The sequence below is a fragment of the Sporolactobacillus sp. CQH2019 genome (assembly GCF_028765345.1).
In the GTDB taxonomy this organism is placed as follows: Bacteria; Bacillota; Bacilli; order Bacillales; family Sporolactobacillaceae; genus Sporolactobacillus.
The window spans coordinates 275,862-296,529 of the sequence record NZ_JARAJZ010000003.1 but is presented as its reverse complement, the minus strand read 5'-3'; the positions used below and the strand labels follow the sequence as shown (position 1 = coordinate 296,529).

Here is a 20,668-nt window from a genome sequence, read left to right as displayed (position 1 = left end):
ACAGCCTTTCTAATCTCTCAATCGGCATTTTTTTCACCGGACACTCTGTTTTTCGCGGCGGCGATCATCAGCTGGCCGAGACACAGCCCGCCGTCGCCGCTCGGGAGCAGATGGTGCGTATAAACCGAGAAACCGCCGGCTTCCAGGCTTTCAGCAAGCCGACGCGACAGAAACGGATTATTCATACTTCCTCCTGACAGCACGACCCGCCGGCCAAGTTCAGGATGTTCTCCGGCGATGTCTTCCAGCAGGCTGCGGCACGCAGAAACTATCGTTTCATGAAAGCGGCGGATAATCGGCCTGAGCGGATCGCCGTCTAGCCGTTCGACAGCAATCTGTTCAATCATCGGTTTAAAGTCCAATTCTTTTAAGCCGTGTTTTTCAGTGACGATAAAGGGATAGGGCACTGCATCTTCAGCCGTCTGCGTCAGGCATTCGGACAGCCGGATGGCCGCTTCGCCGTCATAAGTGGATTCGCGGCAGATGCCCAGTATCGCGCTGACCGCGTCAAACAGCCGGCCGCATGTTCCTGCAAGCGGGCTGTTCAGTTTCAGCGAAAGCATGCGCGAGATCACGGCAAGGACCGATTCTTTGTCCGGAAAAAGGCGTCCGGCCAGACGGCGTCCCCGCTCGCCGAGAAGTTCGATCAGCATCGCCGCCGCATTGCGCCACGGTTCGAGAACGGCCCTGTCTCCGCCCGGAAGCGGCGTGTAGCGGAGATGAGCCAGCCTGCGGTAGCCCGATGCATCGCCATACAGCACTTCGAATCCCCAGATATTGCCGTCCTCTCCGTACCCGGTACCGTCAAGAATAATCCCGAGAACGGGCCCTTCCAGTTTGTTCTCCTCCAGGCAGGAAACAAGATGCGCATGATGGTGCTGTACGGGAACGATCGGCTTATTCATCTTTTCGGCGACTGATCGGGTGCTGTATAACGGATGCATATCCACGGCCACGGTTTTGACTTCAATCCCCATCCACTTCATCAGATGCGACAGCGTTTTTTTATAATGCCCGAGGCTTTCCTCGGCGGACAGATCGCCGAGATGAGGGCCGATAAAAATCTGACGGTGCCGTCCGAGCGCGAATGTGTTCTTCATTTCACTGCCCAGCGCAATCACTCCGTCCACATCTGTCCGCGCCGACAGGGGATCGGGTACATAGCCTCTGGAACGCCTAAGGAAAAAAGGAGCACGTTCGCTCAGGCGGACAACCGAATCGTCAATGGCATGCAGGATCGGCCGATTGTGTGTCAGAATCCGGTCGGCAATTCCGGCCAAGTAGACGCGCGCCGGTTCATCTTCATAAAGAATCGGCAATCCGGACGGATTTGCGCTGGTCATGACCAAATAAGAAAAACTTCCGTCATCGAAAAGCAGATGATGCAGCGGCGTATAGGGCAGCATCACGCCGATTGTCCGGACTCCGGGAGCCAGCGTTTCGGGAAGCAGCCGGTCATAATCAGCGCCTTTTTCAAGCAGGACGATCGGCGCCTCCGGCGAACGAAGCAGGCTTTCTTCCCGATCCGAGACCACGGCAATCCGTCGTGCCGCTTCAACGGAGGCCGCCATGATGGCCAGAGGCCTCTCCGGCCTGTTCTTGCGTTGCCTGAGCTTTTCAACCAGCTCCCGATCGGCCGCGTCGCAGGCAAGATGGTAGCCGCCGATACCTTTGACCGCCACAATCATGCCGGACTCCAGTGACCGGACCGTCAGACGAACGGCATCGTCGTGCCGTCCGAGAACATTGCCGTCCATATCGATCAGCGACACATAGGGCCCGCAGGTATCGCAGGCAATCGGCTGCGCATGATGGCGCCGGTTGGACGGGTCGCTGTACTCCGCCGCACATTGATCGCACATCGGAAAATCTTTCATCGATGTGTACGGCCGGTCATAAGGAAGCGCGGCGATAATCGAATAGCGCGGACCGCACTGCGTACAATTGATGAACGGATAGCGGTAGCGAAAATTGCCGGGATCACGCATTTCACGCAGACAATCGTCGCAGACGGCCGAATCCACCGGTATGACCAGGGTCGATTTTCCGCCCCGGTCGCTTTCGAGGATCGTAAAATCCGTCAGGCCCGCTGCTGCGACATGCTCACAGGTCATCTCGTCAATCCGCGACAGCCTCGGCCTTTCCGAGACCAGCTTTTTCATCGCCAGGCGGATCGCTTCACGGGTCCCCTCCCAGACGATGCGGACACCGTCCATGTTATTCTGAACTGTCCCTTTCAGGCCGGCCTCCTGAGCAAGACGGAAGACAAACGGACGGAAGCCGACTCCCTGCACCCTGCCTCTGACGAGAACTTTTACGGCTTCGCACACGTTTCATACGCTTTCCTGAGCCAGTTCAGCCAGTTGTCGAAGCCGGCTCCGCTCACTGCCGAAATCGGCATGAGCTGCGAATCCGGATTGATTCCGTGCAGATCCTCTTCGGCTTTGTCCATATCGAAAGCGACGTACGGCAGCAGGTCGATTTTATTAATCAGAGCAAGTTCCGTCACATGGAACATCAGCGGATATTTTGTGATTTTATCGTTTCCCTCAGGAGTACTGAGGACAACAATCCTGTGATTCTGGCCGAGATCGAATTCCGACGGACAGACCAGATTGCCGACATTTTCAATAAATAAAATGTCGACTGAATCAAGGTCAAGATCCGGAAGTACTTTGGCAACCATCCGCGGATCAAGGTGGCACTCGCCCTCGGTCGCGATCTGAATGGCTCTGACGCCTGTCCGGCGTATCCGGTCGGCATCACGTTCTGTGGCGATATCCCCTTCAATGACACCGATTCGGAATTCAGCCGCGAGCGCCGAAATGGTTTTTTCCAGTATCGTTGTTTTTCCCGCCCCCGGTGAACTCATGATGTTGATCGCCAGCGTACGGGTTTTGTGAAAAAGCTGTCGATTGAATTCAGCCGCCCGGTCGTTATTCTCCATCACGTTCTTTTCCAGTGTGATTTTCATCCTCTTCTCAGCTCCCTTCGTATGATTCTATTTTAAACGTTTCTCCGGCAAGAAGCACTCCGAAAGGCAGTCCGCAGTCCGGACAAGTTGCAAGCAGCTGCCGGGGTTCATATTCCTTGCCGCAGACCGAACATCTGGCGCGCCCTTTCTCTCTGATAATCTTCAGCGATGCATCTCTTTTCAGAAGCGGAATTTCACCCGACAGCCGAAACGCATCAAAAGCGAAGCAGAGCGCATCGGGCAGGACATTGCTCAGATCGCCGACAATCATCGATACCTTTTCCACTGAACGGATCCCGTGCTTTTCAGCATCTTCCGCAACCATTTGCAGCGCGTCTCCCATCAGCCCCATTTCATGCATCAGAAAAGACCCCTTTATCCGGCAGACCGACCCACCATTTTTGCTGCTCATTTTTTACCGGGTAGATCGCAAGGTTCAGTGAACCTCCTTTTTCCCGAAACGAAAAAGATTTCTCACAGCCGGGACATACCAGCTGTTGATCGTAAGCGATCCACTGCGCCATTTCATGGCATTCCCGGCATTCCTTACCGCACGCCGCCGCCTTCTGCCCGTCAAAAAAAAAGCAGACCAGCCGGCCGCTAATCATCTGTTCACCATAGCCAAGGCTCAGATGGTCAACCGGGTACCAGCTGATCCCCTGCAATACATCCGCGGCGCGCTCTATTTTTTCTATATCATTTTCAAAGAGCGGATAGATAACTTCCTTGCCCGTTTCTGTCAGACTGCGTGCCACTTCTTTAAAAAAAGAACGCCGATTCATTTTTCACCACGCCAGCTGTCGATCTGCTGCTTTACCCGTTCAACCAGCTCTGGTACAGCTTTCTCCGCCGTGCCGGTAAGACTCACGCCGAGTTGCAAAGACGCCGGCTGGATGCCGAACATTACCATTCTCTCTGGAAGCCGGTCGCGAAGCTGGGCGGCAGAAATGACTTCCTGAAAACCGATCTGGTGCACCGACATTTTGATCCCGTTAAAAGAAGGAATCTGTTCTTTCTCCAATTTAATGATTTCCCCCGGCTGCTTTCCGGCATTAACGGCATCAATAATAATCAGCGAATCCGTTGCTTCAACAGGGCCGAGAAGCTGCATTCCTTCCGTCGTCCCGTCAATAAATTCAAGATTTTCAACGCCCTTGAGCGCCTTTATCAGGCGGGGAAGAATCTGAACGCCAAGCCCTTCATCGGAGTAGAGCGAATTTCCGATGCCGAGAATCGTAATCCTTTTCGCCCGATTCTCTTTCTCTATCGCAGTCGGCACGCCGGGCCGCAGATTCCGGGCAGCTGCCCCGGCCTGTTCTTCTGCCCGGTGCAGCGGTTCAAATTTATAACCGGTAAAAATCGACGACATGGTGCCATTTTTATCCAGCCAGTCTTCGCGGAAAGACAGGTAGACATGGACAACGATAAAAAACATGAAGGCCCAGGCAACCAGATGGTGCCAGGAGCGCACAGTAAAATCCGAGCCGCCGAAAATGAAGGGCACCCATGCAAAAGCCTTGCCGTAAATCGTATCCGGCTGCGGCTGAAACAGCATATAATAGCCGGTAAACACCATGATTACCGAGCCAAGTCCGATGAAGAGCCAGTAAGTGAGCTGGGCAAGCGGATTGTGGCCGATATAGTGCGGCTTATGATTCGGAATAAACAGGTAGCCCTTGATCGTCTCAACCATACCGAGCCAGAAATCTTTCTGGAGAATCTGCGACTTGGCGTAGTGATTGCCCTTGAAGGTCCAATACGCCCGGAAGATCAGATTCATCGTGAAAATGAAAGCCGTAAAGAAGTGAACATCCCGCACCCAGCCCATTGTAAAGCTGTAATAAGCATCGCCGTTCGTGCTCGGTGTGATGAACGGATGGCCGATATAGATCCCGGTAATCATCAGAACCACGATCGCTAAAGCATTCACCCAGTGGAAAATGCGAACCGGCCGTTCCCAGACATACACGGAATTGGTCACCCGCTCTTTTACAGCAAGGCGGTCCGCCTGACTCGTTTTTTGATTTCTCAAAGCCCGATTCGTTTTAATTAAGGGTCTCGCATCCGTTAGCGTTTTCATTCTTCTCCCCTCCTTATTCCTCCACCTGAATCGATGTCAGTTTGTTGTTTTCCAGATCCGTCAGATGCACGGCGCAGGCGAGGCAAGGATCGAATGAATGAACCACACGCAGGATTTCAAGCGGCTGATTCGTATCGGCAACCGGAACATTTTTCAGTGAGGATTCGTAGGCTCCGATCGTACCGGCATTATCGCGCGGCGAAGCGTTCCACGTCGTCGGAACGACGGCCTGATAGTTCTTTGTTTTGCCGTTCTCGATCTCGATCCAATGGCCGAGGGAGCCGCGCGGAGCTTCTACCGTACCGACACCGAAAGCATGCTGCGGCCATGTCTTCGGTTCCCACTTCGAATTGTCGAAAGTCGTCTGGTCGCCGCTCTTCAGATTGGCAATCAGACTGTTATAATCATCGCGAAGCCATCCGACGGCCATTACCGCGTCCAGCCCGCGGGCAACCGTCCTTCCGAGTGCGGAATGCATGGCACTGATCGGCACGTTCAGTTTTTTCAGCGTGTCATCGACAATCGCCCGATAATCGCCCTTGTTTGCTGCATAGCCGACCATAATCCGCGCCAGCGGCCCGGTTTCCATCGCATGGCCCTTCCAGCGCGGCGACTTGACCCAGCTGTACTTCCCGTTTGTATTCAGGTGCTGATAAGGCGGCTGCGGTCCGGTATAATTCAGCGCCGTTTCGCCTTTCCATGGATGACGGCCGCCGCTGGACTGTCCGCCGTACGTATACCAGGAATGGTCGATCCGCTCGCTGACCTGATTCGAATCACGCGGGTCTACGTCGAGAACTTCATTCATGTTGCCGTTGAGGATGATCCCTCTCGGCACCCTGTAAAGTTTCGTATCGCGGATGTCCTTTGTCGAAAAATCGCCGTAACAGAGATAATTGTTCAGACCGCCGCCGATCTGCTTGCTGCCCCAGTCTTTATAATACGAGCCGATCGCCAGCAGATCCGGAATGTAGACCTGGTTGACAAAGTCGTTGGCCTGCGAAATCAGCTGATCGATCTGATCCAGTTTCTCCGAGTGAATGCCGTTGTCCATGTTGAGATCCAGCGGTGTCGCCATGCCGCCGACCAGATAATGCGGATGCGGATTTTTCCCGCCGAAAATTGTATGGATTTTAACGATCTCTTTCTGCCAGTCCAGTGCCTCCAGATAATGTGCGACAGCGAGCAGGTTAATTTCAGGCGGCAGTTTGTAGGCGGGATGGCCCCAGTAGCCGTTCGCAAATACACCCAGCTGGCCGCTGTCCGCAACCTTTTTTATTGTCTGCTGAACACTTTTGAAGTAGCCCGGCGAGGAATTCGGCCATGAAGAGATGGACTGGGCAATCCGGCTTGTCTCATTCGGATTAGCTTTCAGAACACTGAGCGCGTCCACCCAGTCAAATGCATGAAGATGATAGAAATGAACGACATGATCATGAACCATGATGGTTTCATTCATCATATTTCGAATCAGATTGGCATTTTGGGGAACATGGATGCCGAGCGCGTCTTCCGCCGAACGAATGCTGGCGAGAGCATGCACCGTTGTACAAACGCCGCAAATACGCTGGGCAAAAGCCCAGACATCGCGCGGATCCCTGTTTTTGACGACCAGTTCAATGCCGCGGATGGCGGTCCCTGAACTGAATGCATCTGTAATTTGTCCGTTCTGCACGTCTGCTTCGATCCGCAGGTGTCCCTCTATTCTTGTCACCGGATCGACAACTACACGTTTACTCATTCTGATCACCCTTATCCTGCTGCTTGTTTTTGTGGTGCTTGACAGCGGCCGTTATCCCGGCATGCGCACCGACACCGACAGCTGCGGCACCAACTGCCACTGTGCCCCATTTCTCCGGATTAACCGTCGTCTGCGTCAGCGGAAGTTTTGCGTAACGCGTATAGAACGGACCGTTGTCCCAGAAGTCGGCTTCCGAACAGCCGATGCACGGATTTCCCGACTGGATCGGATAGCTGACGCCCCCGTTCCAGCGCAGTTCGGCGCATGCATTATACGTTGTCGGGCCTTTGCAGCCGAGTTTATAAAGGCAATAGCCTGCTTTCAGATTCGGATCGTCAAAAGACTCCGCAAAAAGGCCGGCATCAAAGTAGGCTCTTCGGTTGCACTTATCATGAATACGGTGGCGATAGTAAGCTTTCGGTCTGCCCAGCATATCGGTTTCCGGGAGCTTATCAAAAGTGACGATATGAGCAAGAACGCCGGTCATGACTTCGGCAATCGGCGGACAGCCGGGGACACGGATCACCGGAATTCCCTGAAGTACCGACGCTGCAGGCCGCGCCCCGGTCGGATTCGGATTCGCCTTGGCGATTCCTCCCCATGAAGAACACGTGCCGAAGGTCAGCACCGCCTTGGCATTGGCAGCCGCCTCGCGCAGGAGATCCGCACCCGAACGGCCGCCGATCGTCAGATATCCGGCCGCCTGAGGCACACTGCCTTCTACGACGAGAGCATACTGGCCTTTATACTTTTTCAGCACATTTTCCTTTGCCGTTTCCGTCTGGAAGCCCGCCGCTGCCGTCAGAAGTTCCATATATTCAAGAGAAATCATGTTGAAGATGACACTTTCCGCTTTAGGGTATGAAGAACGGATAAAGGATTCCGAACAGCCTGTGCAATCCTGCATCTGCAGCCAGATAACCGGAATGCGAGTTTTTGTTTCCATGGCATGAGCAACCTGGCCGGTCTGGGAAAAATCAAGTCCCATTGTAGCAGCCAGCGTCGCACACATCTTTAAAAATGTTCTTCTTGAAAAGCCTTTGGCTAAAACGCTTTCATAAATTGTTGGCTCCCCATTTTTCAAGTTAATCGCTCCCCCCCGAATCCTATTGACTCTTAGATAAAAGCTCAGTGGACATTGAATCTTTTTGACCTTGCTCAAGCGGCATAAAGACTGACAGAACCATTTGAACGCAGCATGGATCCCGAAATACGCCCTTATCCTTTCATCACAAAACAGCTCAGGCGCGGCGATCATTTATCCACTCCGGTTCAAATATCGGCTAACCTATTTGGTTACCAATTAACTTAATGATAGTAAAATGCAATTTTATTTAATATGACATTTATCACATACAAAAATTATTATATATATTAAAATAGAAAAGCGTTTACACTTTATTTTGAACGAAGAGACCTGCAAAGTTTTTTATCTTTGCAAGTTCAGTCGTTTTCATGGACCGGCTTCACAGAATCGTGAATCGGCAGGTTGGCTGCTAAAGAATATGTGGGCGGATCTTCCAAAAAAAAGGCGGAACACAGCCGGCTGCTCGGTGTTTAAAGCCAGCAAATGAACCAAGCAGTTTCATCTTAAACCCTTTGCTATTTTAAAACAACAAAGAATTTTTTAATTATCTTAAGCTGTAAAGATATTTTTAATGGTCCTAAGCAACAAAGAATTTTTTAATTGTTTTTCATTTAAGCAGCAAAAAGAGGCTGTCCCAAAGGGACAGCCTCTTTATAAAGTTCCGAAATTATTTGCTTGACAGATTGTAGAATGACGCGTCGCCGAGGTATTCGGCGGAAGCGCCCAGATCGTCTTCAATTCTGATCAATTGGTTGTATTTCGCAATTCGATCCGTTCTCGCAAGAGATCCGGTTTTAATTTCACCCGCGTTCGTCGCGACAACGATATCGGCGATCGTCGTATCTTCCGTTTCGCCTGAACGGTGCGAAACAACGGCTGTGTAGCCGGCTTTCTGAGCCATCTCAATGGCATTCAATGTTTCAGTCAGCGTACCGATCTGATTGACTTTAATCAGAATCGAGTTCGCAACGCCCATGTCAATACCCTTTTTCAGATAGTCTGTGTTGGTGACGAACAGATCGTCTCCGACCAGCTGAACGCGGCCGCCGAGAGCCTTCGTCAGTTTCTGCCAGCCTTCCCAGTCGTTTTCATCCAGCCCGTCTTCAATCGAGATGATCGGGAATTCATCAACGAGCTTTTGGTAATAGTCAATCATTTCGTCTGTCGTCCTGACGACGCCTTCGCCTTTGAAATTGTACTTGCCGTCTTCATACAGTTCGGAAGATGCAGGGTCGATTGCCAGTTTAACATCGACGCCCGGCTTGTAGCCGGCTTTTTCGATCGCTTCAACGATCGTCTTAAGAACTTCCTCATTGTTTTTAAGGTTAGGCGCAAAACCGCCTTCGTCACCAACTGCCGTCTGATGCCCCTTGGCAGCCAGTACGGATTTCAAAGCGTGATAAACTTCGGCTCCGATGCGAACCGCTTCAGCAAGAGATTCGGCACCGACAGGCATGATCATGAATTCCTGGAAGTCGACACTGTTATCCGCATGCTTTCCGCCATTCAGAATGTTCATCATCGGCGTAGGAAGAACTTTGCTGTTGACACCGCCGAGGTAACGGTACAGCGGGAGGTCGAGCTCATCGGCAGCAGCATTGGCGGCAGCGAGCGAAACACCGAGAATCGCGTTGGCGCCAAGCTTGCCCTTATTTTCCGTACCGTCGAGATCGATCATCGCCGTGTCGAGTGCCACCTGATCCAGAACTTCCATGCCGACAACTTCGGGAGCGATAATTTCATTAACATTTTTAACGGCCTTGAGAACACCCTTGCCGCCGTAACGGCTTTTATCGCCGTCGCGCAATTCGACAGCTTCGTGTTCGCCGGTTGACGCGCCGCTTGGAACAAGAGCCCGGCCCTTGCCGCCGGCCTCTGTATAAACTTCAACTTCAACAGTCGGATTGCCGCGCGAATCCAGTACTTCGCGTCCGTAAACTTCTACGATTTGAGACATTCGCTATCTCTCCTTATCATTCTTTCGAGTTAATTTCAGAAAATCACGGGTGATTCCTCCGGCAGGTGCCGCCCGCTGTCCGGACAGCGGCGGTCTTCTGCCGGCGGTACTCTCCGGTTTTCACAATGCCGGAAATCATCAGATTTTCAATGAACAGTCAGATTGCATCTTCCGTACGCACAGCCAAAAAACGCGGTCCGCAGAAACTCAGGCTTTGGCGGCTTCCAGCAGCGCCAGGAAGGATTCGGGCTGCAGGCTTGCACCGCCGACGAGCGCGCCGTCGATATCGGACTGAGCCATGAAATCGGCAATGTTGGCGGGTTTTACGCTGCCGCCGTACTGAATGCGTACTTTCTCAGCGGCCGCTTCGCCATACAGTCCGGCCGCCGTTTCGCGAATGAAACGGCCGACTTCGTTTGCGTCTTCGGCAGAAGCCGATTTTCCCGTTCCGATGGCCCAGATGGGTTCATAGGCAATAACAACGGCCGGAGCCTGGTCGCCCGGAACCCCTGCAAAGGCTTTGGTAACCTGTCTTTTAACGACAGCCTGCCATCTTCCGCCTTCCCGTTCGTCAAGCGTTTCGCCGACGCAGACAATCGGCAGCAAGTGGTGAGCAAAAGAGGCAAGCACTTTTTTATTGACGGTATCATCGGTTTCGGCAAACATTGCCCTTCTTTCAGAATGGCCGATGATAACATAGTCCACACCGAGGTCTTCCAGCATGACCGGGCTGACTTCGCCGGTGAAAGCGCCGGAATTTTCAAAGTGAACATTCTCAGCACCGATCTTCAAATTGGAGCCCTTGGCATCGGCAACGATACGATCAAGAGCGGTAAAAGGAGCAGCAACGACCGAATCAACGATATCGGGCGAAGGAACTTTGTCCTTCACTGCTTCGACGAATCCGTGCGCTTCCCTGACCGTCTTGTTCATTTTCCAGTTGCCGGCAATAATCGGTTTACGTGACATATACGACACCTTCCCTTTCTTGCAAGTTGCAATCTTTATTTACTTTCCGTTATTCCGCGTCATCCAGCGCAGTGACACCGGGAAGTACTTTGCCTTCCATCAGCTCAAGCGAAGCGCCGCCGCCCGTCGAAATGTGGCTCATCTTGTCCGCTAAATGGAACTTTTCAACAGCCGCAGCAGAATCGCCGCCGCCGATGATCGTCGTCGCATCGGTCGCCTCGGCCAGTGCTTTAGCGACATCAGCCGTTCCCTTGGCATAAGCGTCCATTTCAAAAACGCCCATCGGTCCGTTCCAGACAACGAGCTTGGATTTTTTGATTGTTTCCGAGAACAGGGCGACCGTTTTCGGGCCGATGTCCAGGCCCATCCATCCTTCAGGAATCTGATCGATGTCTACTGTCTTCTTGTTGGCCGTTTCAGAAAATTCATCAGCAACAACGGCGTCGACAGGTGTCAGAAAGTTGACACCCTTTTCCTTTGCCTGCTCCATGAATTTCTTGGCCAGATCCAATTTATCGGCGTCAAGAAGCGACTTGCCGATGCCGAAGCCTTTCGCTTTGATGAATGTGTAAGAAAGACCGCCGCCGACAATCAGATTGTCCACTTTGTCCAGCAGATTTTCAATCACGCCGATCTTATCGGTAACTTTTGCACCGCCGATAATAGCCGTAAACGGATGCTTCGGATTGTCAAGCGACGCCGCCATGACGTTCAGTTCCTTTTCCATCAGGAAGCCGGCGACGGCAGGAAGATAGTTCGCGATGCCTTCCGTTGACGCATGAGCGCGGTGGGCGGAACCGAATGCATCATTCACATAAACATCCGCGAGCGAAGCAAACGCCTTGGCAAGTTCAGGATCGTTCTTTTTCTCGCCCTTTTCAAAGCGGACATTTTCAAGTAAGAGCACGTCGCCGTCTTTCAGCTTAGCGACAGCGGCTTCAACATCGGGGCCGACGACTTCATCGGTCTTGGCAACCGGTTTGCCGAGCAGTTCGCTGAGACGTTCTGCAACCGGATTCATCCGCAGCGATTCCTTGTTTTCCGCTGTCGGACGGCCAAGGTGAGAAGCAAGAATGACTTTAGCGCCGTTTTCAATTAAGTATTTGATGGTCGGAAGCGCGGCACGGATACGCGTGTCATCCGTCACCGTCGTACCGTCTAGCGGAACATTGAAGTCAACGCGGCAAAAAACTTTTTTCCCTTTAACATCAATGTCGCGAACGGTTTTCTTTGCCATGTCAAAACCCTCTTTCCACTTTTAATTCACAAACAAAACCGGGTAAAACAGGCCGCCGCCGCGGCCGTCCCGGGCTGTTCTTATACGGATGCTCCCTGTGAACAAGAAATCCGTATAAAATAGCGGAAACAGCACTGTTTCCGCTATTCAAGTTCTATTCAAAAATGCCCGGCCGGATTATTTCGAAAGCTTAGCAAAATATTCAAGCGTTCTGACCAGCTGAGAAGTATAGGACATTTCGTTGTCATACCATGCAACGACCTGAACAAGCTGTTTGCCGTCGACTTCGAGGATCTTCGTCTGTGTTGCGTCGAACAGAGAACCATAAGTAATGCCGATGACATCTGAAGAAACGATCGGGTCTTCGTTATAGCCCAAAGTTTCGTTAGCAGCTGCTTTAATCGATTCATTGATTTCTTCAACAGTTGTATTCTTTTTCAGTGTTGCATAAAGCAAAGTCGTTGAACCTGATTTTACCGGAACACGCTGGGCAGAACCATCGAATTTGCCTTTCAGTTCAGGGATAACAAGAGCAACGGCCTGTGCAGCACCTGAAGAAGCAGGAACGATGTTTTCAGCAGCGGCACGGGCACGGCGCAGGTCGCCTTTTCTGTGCGGGCCGTCCAGAGTCATCTGGTCGCCGGTATAAGCGTGAACCGTCGTCATCAGGCCTTTTTCGATACCGAATTTGTCATTCAGAACTTTAGCAACCGGAGCTAAAGAGTTCGTTGTGCAGGATGCGCCGGAGATAACTGTTTCCGAGCCGTCCAATGTTTCATGGTTAACGTTGAATACGATCGTCTTCATGTCGCCTTTTGCAGGAGCGGAGATAACAACTTTCTTAGCGCCGCCCTTGAGATGAGCTTCCGCTTTGTCTTTCGAAGTAAAGAAACCTGTGCATTCAAGCACGATATCAACACCGAGGTCACCCCAAGGCAGTTGTGAAGGATCAGGGTTGGCAAGGACCTGAACTTTTTTGCCGTTAACGACGAAATAGCCTTCTTCGACTTTGACTTCGCCGTTGAAACGGCCCTGGGTCGTATCATATTTCAGCAGATTTGCCAGCATTTTAGCATCTGTCAGGTCGTTGATAGCAACAACTTCCAATTCGGGAACGTCCTGAATTCTTCTGAAAGCCAGACGGCCGATGCGACCGAAACCATTAATACCAACTTTAACTGTCATACCAATAATGACCTCCTAAATGGTTTAAAAATTTTTTAAAATCTCTTGTGCAGCCCCTTCATCCGTAATCAGTACGGAATCAGGGCCTTTCTTGAAGTAAGCCTTGATTGCCTCAGCCTTAGACTTACCCCCGGCCACAGCAATAACTGCCCGGGCGCCAAAAAGATCTTCCCACTGCAGTCCGATCGTCTGGACTTTATGGATGACGCGGCCGGTTCGATCAAAGAAATAGCCGAATGCCTCGGCCACAGCATGTTCCGTGTCGAGCCGCGTAAGGAGCTCTTCGCCGGCATGACGGCGAAGAGCGATCGTTTTTGCGCTGCCTATGCCATGAACGACAATCGTCGCACTATGGACGAGCTGCAAAACTTCATGAATACTGGGCTCTTCAATCAGACTGTGATAGGATTCATAACTGAGCTGATCCGGAACGTGGAGCAGATGATAGCGGCCTTCAGCCTTTTCGGCCATCTTAGCACAGATCGTATTCGCCTGATTTTCGACCTTAACGCCCAGGCCGCCTCTCGCCGACACAAACAGCAAATCCTGATGTGCCTTCTTCAGCGGATGCATCATTTCCGCGACGGCCGCAAGCGTTGACCCTCCGGTAACCGCAATGATGTCCTTTGCGCCGAGAGAGCGCTCGATTTCCCGGACGCAGGCCAAACCCAATTCATTCTTGACCAGCGCGTATTGATCGCTGTCGCCGGAAACAACAACTGCCTTGGATACGCCGAGTACGTCTTCCAACTTTTTTTCCATATCCTTCAGTCCGAAGATATCCTTCATCACCTTTTCCAGTGACTTAACAATAGCCTCTCCATCATTCGTCAAATACATGCCGCTTGAAGCCATATGGATGAGTCCTTGCTGACTGAGAAAAGTAACTTCGCCGCGCAGAACGCGCTCCGTCATCCCAAGGCGGGAAGACAGGCTGCGTCTGCCGATAGGCTGTAGGATATGCAGTGAATGAAGAATACGGTAGCGGCCGGACATTATGTCTAAGACATCAGGGATGAGCTTTTTCTGAAGATCAAGCAAGCGTTCCACAGCATTCCCCTCAATCGACCCTGGACGGTCGTGAAATGTCCCACATAGTCATTTTATGTCCCATCTGCTCCATGATCATAATAACAACTTTCAATTATGTTTACAAGTAAAAACATGTAAAACTTTTGTGTGATCTTTTTAATGACGCAAAAATGTCACAAATAGCAAGAAAGCTGTTACTAAGCCAAATTGCAGGGAATTTAACTATCTGTTAATTTTGAAGATACCTCTTTTTCACTATCTTCCGGCCTGTTTCAGACTTCTCGGACGCGTCCGTCATTCAATTTAAGTATTCCCCGGATAAGCTGCATTAAAACACTGAAAATGTCGTATTTATGCCGGTTATTGTTTTTTTAAGGGACACTGTTTGTCCCAAATAGTCTGTCCGGCCTCCACGGTTTACTTACGCTCCCCGGAAATTTATTATTTAGATAGCCTCCGCTCGACGGTTGAACCGATTCCGCAGGCCCGGCGATACTTAGTGACGGCACGGCGGGAACAGCGGAGTCCCTCCTCGGCAAGCAGTCCGGCCAGGCGCTGGTCGGAAAGAGGATTTCTTCTGTTTTCCCGTTCAATCAAGTACCTGATTCGGGACTGAATGTGAAAAACCGACGCGCCGCCCCGATCTGTTTTGATACCTCTGACAAAAAAATTCTTCAGCGGAAAAAGCCCGTACGGAGTCTGGACGTACTTGTTTGCAACGGCACGGCTGACCGTCGATTCGTGAACGGACAGCCTCTCCGCCGCCGTTTTCATAGTAAAAGGCTGCAGATGCTCTTTTTCTCCGGTCATAAAATAGCGTTTTTGCCTTTCGGCCATCATTTCGGCCAGCATCATAATCGTCTGTTTTCTTTTGGAAACACCGGCCAGCAGCCAAGTCGCCTCTTCAATTTTTTCATGGAGATACCGTTTTGTTTCGCTGTCCGATGTTTTCAGATATTGCTCGTAATCCTGGCGGTCAACAGATACCTTCGGAAGAAAGCGATCCTCAAGTTCGCACACGATCCTTCCGTCATGTACGCCGATCGTCACGTCGGGCACCACATAATGAGGCCGGTCGGCCTGAATCGCGCTCACGGGAACCGGAGACAGCGATCGGATCGCCGCCACCGCGTCAAGAACCGCCTTTTCCGTTGTTCCGAGCATGTCGGCAAGCTCCGCCCAATCCCCGGTCAAAAAACGATCGCAGTAATCGGAAAGGATTAACTCGGCAAGCGGCAGACGCGGCGCCTTTTTCTTCAGCTGGAGCAGAAGGCATTCGGCAAGCGAGCGCGCGCCGACTCCGGCCGGTTCAAGCGACTGGACCTGCGCCAGCGCTTTTTCGATCGCCGCAGAATCCAGGCCGAAACGGCCGAGCAGATTCTCAGGATCTTCGTCCAGATAGCCGTTATCGTTCAGGCAGTCAATCAGAACATCCGCTGCGGCCATAACTTTTTTATTCAGCCGAAGCTGGTGGAGATCCCGATGGAGCAGTTCGCGAAAATCGCTCGTTCCGGCCACCGTTTCCTCGATGACTTCCGTCGTACTCTTGACCCCGTCTCCGGCCGTATAGGAGCGGTCGGCCCGGAAATCGGAATCTTCAACGTGCAAAAGAGGGTTTTCGAGCGCTTTTTCATGAATGTACTGGGAAAGTTCTTCATTGTTAAACTGCAGCAGCGTCACCGACTGATACAATGCCGGCGCCATCTTCAGTTTCAGTGACTGTTTTTGAACCAGTGCCAGACCCATTCCGCTCACCTCTCTATTTTTATTATACCAATGAGTCGGAAAAGCGGCTACGGTTTCATTTGAAAAATGAACATCCGGCCATGCCGGCAAAGCCTGCCGGCTGGCAAACAAACCTCCGGGAGGCTCCGTTGTGTCGGGCATGGAGCGCCGGGTGGCCGAACAGGCTGCAGGACATGGCACCTTTTGTCGGTATATCACCTGCTTAATTTTTACATTTTTTTAAAAATAAAAGAGGCCTTCCGTTTTAACACGGAAAGCCCGGAAGATCAGCAATGCGGTTTTGGAAAACAAGGCCTGCCGCACTGCACATCATAATGGCACTCGTCGCACGTCTGGGAAAGCGTGTGCGGATAATAATGCTGATGTTCATAGATGTAATGGGTCATGATCCGTGTATGTGTCGGATGGATATGCTGAACGATCACCGGTTTATAAACATGTTCAACATTCACACTCGCGGGATCATAAAATGAACCGCCCTGCTTCGGCGGGCAGTGAAGTTCGTTTGACGGACACGCTGCGGGCAAAGCGGTCGGTTTCGCGCCGTAGCCGTACGGACCGATCATACTCTTAGCCCCTTTCACGTGTCCCGCCGCAGCCAGAGGGTTGGCGACAGGCAGGTTCGCTTCCGGCTTAATCTCCGGCATTTTCGCATAAGGATTGGCCGGCATCGGTTTAATTGGAAAAGGTGAAACCTCCATAATTTTTGTTCCTCCTCATCATTATAAAGTACACTAATAACCTATGTGCTGGGGATTAGCCTCGCCCTAATGAGAACACCTAATTTTCCCGGCCCTGCGGAAATTGGGCAGCTTATGAAAACCGGACGATCCGGAATGCCGGCAATTATTAAATATGCGTATCTCTTTATCTCTTTAACCGGCTCATTTTCCTGCTGTGCCGTCAGATGATGACCGATTCTTCCTGACCGTCAGTTTCGCAAAAGACGAAGAGCGTTTCCGCGATCCGTAAACTGCTGCCGCGGTCGGTAAAACGGGTATACCTGTGAAGATCGATTAAGCGCCGGCGACGACCGATAAACCGGATGTAATGACCGAAAAACTCCCGACGACGACCGATAAACTCCCTGAGATGACCGAAAAATAGCGCCTAACGACCGATAAACCGATAAACTCCCTGCCACGGTTGAATTCAGGCGGCTTTTCTCTAGTTCGGTGCGTTTGTAGCCGGATTCGGTGCGAACTAGACCCGATTCGGTGCGCCTTTTCTCTAGTTCGGTGCGCCTGTACCCGGATTCGGTGCGACCTAAACTCGATTCGGTGCGTCCGCTCCTGTTCGGTGCGGCTTCCCGGCGTTTTGGTGCGGCTTTCCTCTATTTCGGTGCGTTTGTAGCCGGATTCGGTGCGGCCGTTCCTGCTCGGTGCGACTTCCCGGCGTTTTGGTGCGGCTTTCCTCTATTTCGGTGCGTTTGTAGCCGGATTCGGTGCGGCCGTTCCTGCTCGGTGCGACTTCCCGGCGTTTTGGTGCGGCTTTCCTCTATTTCGGTGCGTTTGTAGCCGGATTCGGTGCGGCCTAGACCCGATTCGGTGCGACCTAAACTCGATTCGGTGCGACTTCCCGGCGTTTCGGTGCGGCTTTTCTCTAGTTCGGTGCGTTTGTAGCCGGATTCGGTGCGAACTAGACCCGATTCGGTGCGACCGTTCCTGCTCGGTGCGACTTCCCGGCGTTTTGGTGCGGCCTAGACCCGATTCGGTGCGATTTCCCGGCGTTTCGGTGCGGCTTTCTAACGATTCGGTGCGACGGCCGATAAACCGGACACACCAGTGGATCAAACCCGACCACAGCTGATCCATCAAGCAATCTTTCTGTCCTGATTATTTGCACTTAATGATTCCAGTTTGTTTTCTGTCGGTTCTTTGACCGCTATTGTTGATATTTTGCGTTCCAATGATGATATGCCGGCGTTTCCCGGCGATTTTAGTCACGCTTCACAGAAATACACGGCCGGCTGAAGAAAACGATCGAGCGATTCCGCCATGTAATGCCTGTCCGTGCAAAATATCCCACCTTCTTCGGAGAAATAAACGGCCGATCATATGAACACTTGGAAGAATAGACCGGCTTTCGTGCAAGCGAACGCTTTTGGAAGAATCGATGGTGTTTTGCGCCGCGGCCTGACTGGTTACATGAGTTGAGGAGATACCCATTTTATAAAAAATCAATCTGATTCAAAAATGGGCCTTGCAAAATGGAAGTTAATCGCTTAAAATAGATAAATGTCAGTGAATAAAATTTTTTTACAGATGTGCGCTCGTAGCTCAGGTGGATAGAGCAATGGTTTCCGGTACCATGTGTCGGGGGTTCGAATCCTCTCGAGCGCATCATATAAACAAGAAGCAAAAGGGCTTAGCCTGTGATGGCTGAAGCTCTTTTGTTTTTCTTCTGTTTATCCAGTCTCTTCCATTTTTATCATGAAGGATCAATGATTTTCCCGGTGGGACTATTTGTTCCCTGAACAGAGCGATTTCAGAACGCTTCGGCGCAATGGATCGTTAACTGGAGACAGCCGGCCCTCCTTTCGAGCCGACGAACGGCCGGTGCGGCATTGCCCGCGGGGGCAAGAACGGTTCCCGGCTTTCTGATGAGCTGAAAATGCATGAAGAAGAGGCGGCCCCTGCAGGAATTTTTTCCAGGCAATAAAATTTGACCTATATTGACCTTTAGTATATGATTAATTTTGGTAATATGAAAGTCATCTTATTCCAAGTGAAAAGGGGGTTTCGTTCAATGCCTTTAATACCGACAGTCATTGAACAGACAAACCGCGGTGAACGTGCTTACGACATTTATTCACGCCTTTTAAAGGACCGGATCATCATGCTGGGCACGGCCATTGACGACAACGTAGCCAACGCCGTCGTCGCCCAGCTGCTCTTCCTCGCCGCAGAAGATTCAGAAAAAGATATCTCAGTTTATATCAACAGTCCCGGCGGATCCATTACTGCCGGCATGGCGATTTACGATACGATGCAGTATATCAAGCCTAAAGTGTCGACCATCTGCATCGGCATGGCCGCCTCCATGGGCAGCTTCCTGCTGACCGCCGGAGAAATCGGCAAACGCTATGCTCTTCCGAACAGCGAAATCATGATTCACCAGCCGCTCGGCGGAATGCAGGGACAAGCTTCCGACATGGAAATTCACGCGAAACGGATTCTTAAGATTCGCGAGAAATTGAACCACATCTATGCGGAAAGAACCGGTCAGCCGTATGATATTATTTCGCGTGATACCGATCGCGACAATTTCATGTCCGCTGAAGAGGCCAAAAAATACGGCCTGATTGATGAAATTCTGACGTCGTCAAAATAAAGCGTCCGGATTTGAGCATTTTTAAGAGGACAAAAACTCCGTTTTCCATGTCGAAAACGGAGTTTTTTTTAACGATTATTTTCAATAAACGACGCCAGTTTCGCAACCGCTTCCTGCTCGTCGGGACCATCTGCCCTGATAACGACCACTTCCCCGAATGCAGGCGCGATGCTCATGACACCCATAATGCTTTTTACGTTGACTACTTTGCCGTCGTTTTCCAGTGTCACATGAGAATGAAAGCGGTTAGCCTCCTGGACAAACAAAGCGGCGGGGCGAGCCTGAAGCCCCTCCTTCAACTGCACGGTCACTGTCTTTTCTAGCAACTGATTTTCCCTCCCTTTCGATATGGCATCTGCGACGCCTCTTCTGTGCGTCAATTATTTTATTGCCGGCTTTTCCGGATATTGCTGGCAATCGCGTTGATTTTTCGAAAGCGGTGATTGATTCCCGATTTGCTGATCGGCTCGCCATTGACTAGTTCGCCAAGTTCTTTCAAAGTAACATCGGGATGCTTCAGTCTGAGTTCGGCAATCTCTCTTAGTTTGTCCGGAAGTTCTTCGAGGCCTACACTCTTTTCAATCAGACGGATGTTTTCTACTTGTTTGATTGCGGCACTGACCGTCTTGTTCAGATTCGCCGTCTCACAGTTGACGAGCCGGTTCACCGAGTTGCGCATGTCCTTGACAATGCGTATATCTTCAAAATAGAACAGAGCCTTGTTCGCTCCGATGATGCTGAGAAAATCGGTGATTTTTTCTCCTTCTTTCATGTAGATAATAAAACCGTTTTTTCTGGCAAGCATCTTTACATTCAGATCGAACGTATTCATCAGTTTCGCTAAAGAACGCGTATGTTCCTCATAATTCGAGAAAATCTCAAGATGATAGGAAGACTCCGGGTGATTGAGCGAGCCTCCGGCAAGGAAGGCTCCGCGAAGATAGGATCTCAGACAGCATTTCTTCCCGACAAGTTCCGGAGCGATCTCCCGCGTAAACTGGCCGCTGTCGTCAATAATTTTCAGATCCCGCAGAAACGGCCCGGCCGATTCCTTCAGTCGGACAATATAAACATTATTTTTTTTCAGCCGCATTTTCCGCCGGACAAGAATTTCAATCCGGTAATTGTACACCTGCTTAATCAGCCTGTAAATACGCCGGGAGATCGCCGCGTTTTCCGTCGCAATGTCGAGCTCGACATGCTTGTTCCGAATCGATACAAATCCATTCATCCGGGTCAGCGCAGCCAGTTCCGCCCGTGCGCAGCAATCGTCAACCTCCAGCATAGTCAGCTCTTTCTTCGTATCCGCGGCAAAAGACATGGCAAG

General features: G+C 51.3%; 17 protein-coding genes, 1 tRNA gene and 1 pseudogene. 2 read left to right on the top strand and 17 right to left on the bottom strand.

Features of this window, described 5'->3' with window-relative positions; all coding sequences use genetic code 11:
* Positions 1 to 17: 17 nt before the first annotated feature.
* From hypF to OYT88_RS06005, 15 genes and pseudogenes are all read right to left on the bottom strand, one after another.
* Positions 18 to 2,330 carry a carbamoyltransferase HypF gene (gene hypF, locus OYT88_RS06075; RefSeq protein WP_274398611.1) on the bottom strand — a complete coding sequence of 771 codons (2,313 nt, stop codon included), beginning with the start codon at positions 2,328 to 2,330 and terminating at the stop codon, positions 18 to 20.
* A complete protein-coding gene (gene hypB / locus OYT88_RS06070) occupies positions 2,315 to 2,974 on the bottom strand; it encodes a hydrogenase nickel incorporation protein HypB (protein ID WP_274398610.1) in 660 nt (219 codons plus the stop codon). The genes hypF and hypB overlap by 16 nt, the downstream gene beginning before the upstream one ends.
* 7 nt (positions 2,975 to 2,981) lie before the next feature.
* Positions 2,982 to 3,335, bottom strand: a complete 354-nt coding sequence (locus OYT88_RS06065) for a hydrogenase maturation nickel metallochaperone HypA/HybF (RefSeq protein ID WP_274398609.1) — start codon at positions 3,333 to 3,335, stop codon at positions 2,982 to 2,984.
* Positions 3,328 to 3,756 carry a Rieske (2Fe-2S) protein gene (locus tag OYT88_RS06060; RefSeq protein WP_274398608.1) on the bottom strand — a complete coding sequence of 143 codons (429 nt, stop codon included), beginning with the start codon at positions 3,754 to 3,756 and terminating at the stop codon, positions 3,328 to 3,330. Before OYT88_RS06060 ends, OYT88_RS06065 begins: the two co-directional genes overlap by 8 nt.
* A complete protein-coding gene (locus tag OYT88_RS06055; RefSeq protein ID WP_332239095.1) occupies positions 3,753 to 4,253 on the bottom strand; it encodes a hydrogenase maturation protease in 501 nt (166 codons plus the stop codon). The genes OYT88_RS06060 and OYT88_RS06055 overlap by 4 nt, the downstream gene beginning before the upstream one ends.
* A 57-nt stretch (positions 4,254 to 4,310) precedes the next feature.
* A pseudogene (gene cybH, locus OYT88_RS06050) lies at positions 4,311 to 5,054 on the bottom strand (Ni/Fe-hydrogenase, b-type cytochrome subunit); the annotation flags it as partial.
* Positions 5,055 to 5,067: 13 nt separating this feature from the next.
* A complete protein-coding gene (locus OYT88_RS06045; protein ID WP_274398607.1) occupies positions 5,068 to 6,795 on the bottom strand; it encodes a nickel-dependent hydrogenase large subunit in 1,728 nt (575 codons plus the stop codon).
* Positions 6,788 to 7,879: a hydrogenase small subunit gene (locus tag OYT88_RS06040; RefSeq protein ID WP_274398606.1), complete on the bottom strand. Its 1,092-nt coding sequence runs from the start codon at positions 7,877 to 7,879 to the stop codon at positions 6,788 to 6,790. The genes OYT88_RS06045 and OYT88_RS06040 overlap by 8 nt, the downstream gene beginning before the upstream one ends.
* Positions 7,880 to 8,549: 670 nt before the next feature.
* A complete protein-coding gene (eno, locus tag OYT88_RS06035) occupies positions 8,550 to 9,839 on the bottom strand; it encodes a phosphopyruvate hydratase (protein WP_274398605.1) in 1,290 nt (429 codons plus the stop codon).
* A 207-nt stretch (positions 9,840 to 10,046) separates the two neighbouring features.
* Positions 10,047 to 10,808 (bottom strand): triose-phosphate isomerase, encoded by a 762-nt coding sequence (gene tpiA / locus OYT88_RS06030; RefSeq protein ID WP_274398604.1) that lies wholly within the window; start codon positions 10,806 to 10,808, stop codon positions 10,047 to 10,049.
* Between the two features lie 49 nt (positions 10,809 to 10,857).
* Positions 10,858 to 12,045: a phosphoglycerate kinase gene (locus tag OYT88_RS06025; protein WP_274398602.1), complete on the bottom strand. Its 1,188-nt coding sequence runs from the start codon at positions 12,043 to 12,045 to the stop codon at positions 10,858 to 10,860.
* 177 nt (positions 12,046 to 12,222) lie between these two features.
* Positions 12,223 to 13,230, bottom strand: a complete 1,008-nt coding sequence (gap, locus tag OYT88_RS06020) for a type I glyceraldehyde-3-phosphate dehydrogenase (protein WP_274398600.1) — start codon at positions 13,228 to 13,230, stop codon at positions 12,223 to 12,225.
* A gap of 24 nt (positions 13,231 to 13,254) precedes the next feature.
* On the bottom strand, positions 13,255 to 14,280 hold the full coding sequence (locus tag OYT88_RS06015; RefSeq protein ID WP_274398598.1) for a sugar-binding transcriptional regulator: 1,026 nt from the start codon (positions 14,278 to 14,280) through the stop codon (positions 13,255 to 13,257).
* A gap of 423 nt (positions 14,281 to 14,703) precedes the next feature.
* The gene (gene rpoN / locus OYT88_RS06010) at positions 14,704 to 16,008 is read right to left on the bottom strand and encodes an RNA polymerase factor sigma-54 (protein WP_274398596.1); all 1,305 of its coding nucleotides are present in this window, start codon (positions 16,006 to 16,008) and stop codon (positions 14,704 to 14,706) included.
* Positions 16,009 to 16,274: 266 nt separating this feature from the next.
* A complete protein-coding gene (locus OYT88_RS06005; RefSeq protein ID WP_274398593.1) occupies positions 16,275 to 16,709 on the bottom strand; it encodes a CotD family spore coat protein in 435 nt (144 codons plus the stop codon).
* A gap of 1,567 nt (positions 16,710 to 18,276) precedes the next feature.
* Here OYT88_RS06005 and OYT88_RS06000 point away from each other — a divergent pair.
* Both OYT88_RS06000 and clpP read left to right on the top strand, forming a co-directional pair.
* Positions 18,277 to 18,350, top strand: a tRNA-Arg gene (locus OYT88_RS06000).
* Positions 18,351 to 18,756: 406 nt separating this feature from the next.
* Entirely contained in the window at positions 18,757 to 19,341 is a 585-nt protein-coding gene (gene clpP / locus OYT88_RS05995) for an ATP-dependent Clp endopeptidase proteolytic subunit ClpP (protein ID WP_274398591.1), read from the top strand.
* A gap of 68 nt (positions 19,342 to 19,409) precedes the next feature.
* On the opposite strand, the gene OYT88_RS05990 is transcribed toward clpP, so the two are convergent.
* Together OYT88_RS05990 and whiA are read right to left on the bottom strand one after the other, a co-directional pair.
* On the bottom strand, positions 19,410 to 19,667 hold the full coding sequence (locus tag OYT88_RS05990) for an HPr family phosphocarrier protein (protein ID WP_274398589.1): 258 nt from the start codon (positions 19,665 to 19,667) through the stop codon (positions 19,410 to 19,412).
* A 59-nt stretch (positions 19,668 to 19,726) separates the two neighbouring features.
* The gene (gene whiA, locus OYT88_RS05985) at positions 19,727 to 20,662 is read right to left on the bottom strand and encodes a DNA-binding protein WhiA (protein ID WP_274398587.1); all 936 of its coding nucleotides are present in this window, start codon (positions 20,660 to 20,662) and stop codon (positions 19,727 to 19,729) included.
* Between the last annotated feature and the right edge of the window lie 6 nt (positions 20,663 to 20,668).

What these genes read in the sequence shown, in the direction of transcription:
- hypB (WP_274398610.1), bottom strand. Translation starts at nt 2,974, where the DNA reads ATGAAAATCACACTGGAAAAGAACGTGATGGAGAATAACGACCGGGCG.
- OYT88_RS06065 (WP_274398609.1), bottom strand. Translation starts at nt 3,335, where the DNA reads ATGCATGAAATGGGGCTGATGGGAGACGCGCTGCAAATGGTTGCGGAA.
- OYT88_RS06060 (WP_274398608.1), bottom strand. Translation starts at nt 3,756, where the DNA reads ATGAATCGGCGTTCTTTTTTTAAAGAAGTGGCACGCAGTCTGACAGAA.
- OYT88_RS06045 (WP_274398607.1), bottom strand. Translation starts at nt 6,795, where the DNA reads ATGAGTAAACGTGTAGTTGTCGATCCGGTGACAAGAATAGAGGGACAC.
- eno (WP_274398605.1), bottom strand. Translation starts at nt 9,839, where the DNA reads ATGTCTCAAATCGTAGAAGTTTACGGACGCGAAGTACTGGATTCGCGC.
- tpiA (WP_274398604.1), bottom strand. Translation starts at nt 10,808, where the DNA reads ATGTCACGTAAACCGATTATTGCCGGCAACTGGAAAATGAACAAGACG.
- OYT88_RS06025 (WP_274398602.1), bottom strand. Translation starts at nt 12,045, where the DNA reads ATGGCAAAGAAAACCGTTCGCGACATTGATGTTAAAGGGAAAAAAGTT.
- gap (WP_274398600.1), bottom strand. Translation starts at nt 13,230, where the DNA reads ATGACAGTTAAAGTTGGTATTAATGGTTTCGGTCGCATCGGCCGTCTG.
- rpoN (WP_274398596.1), bottom strand. Translation starts at nt 16,008, where the DNA reads ATGGGTCTGGCACTGGTTCAAAAACAGTCACTGAAACTGAAGATGGCG.
- OYT88_RS06005 (WP_274398593.1), bottom strand. Translation starts at nt 16,709, where the DNA reads ATGGAGGTTTCACCTTTTCCAATTAAACCGATGCCGGCCAATCCTTAT.
- clpP (WP_274398591.1), top strand. Translation starts at nt 18,757, where the DNA reads ATGCCTTTAATACCGACAGTCATTGAACAGACAAACCGCGGTGAACGT.
- whiA (WP_274398587.1), bottom strand. Translation starts at nt 20,662, where the DNA reads ATGTCTTTTGCCGCGGATACGAAGAAAGAGCTGACTATGCTGGAGGTT.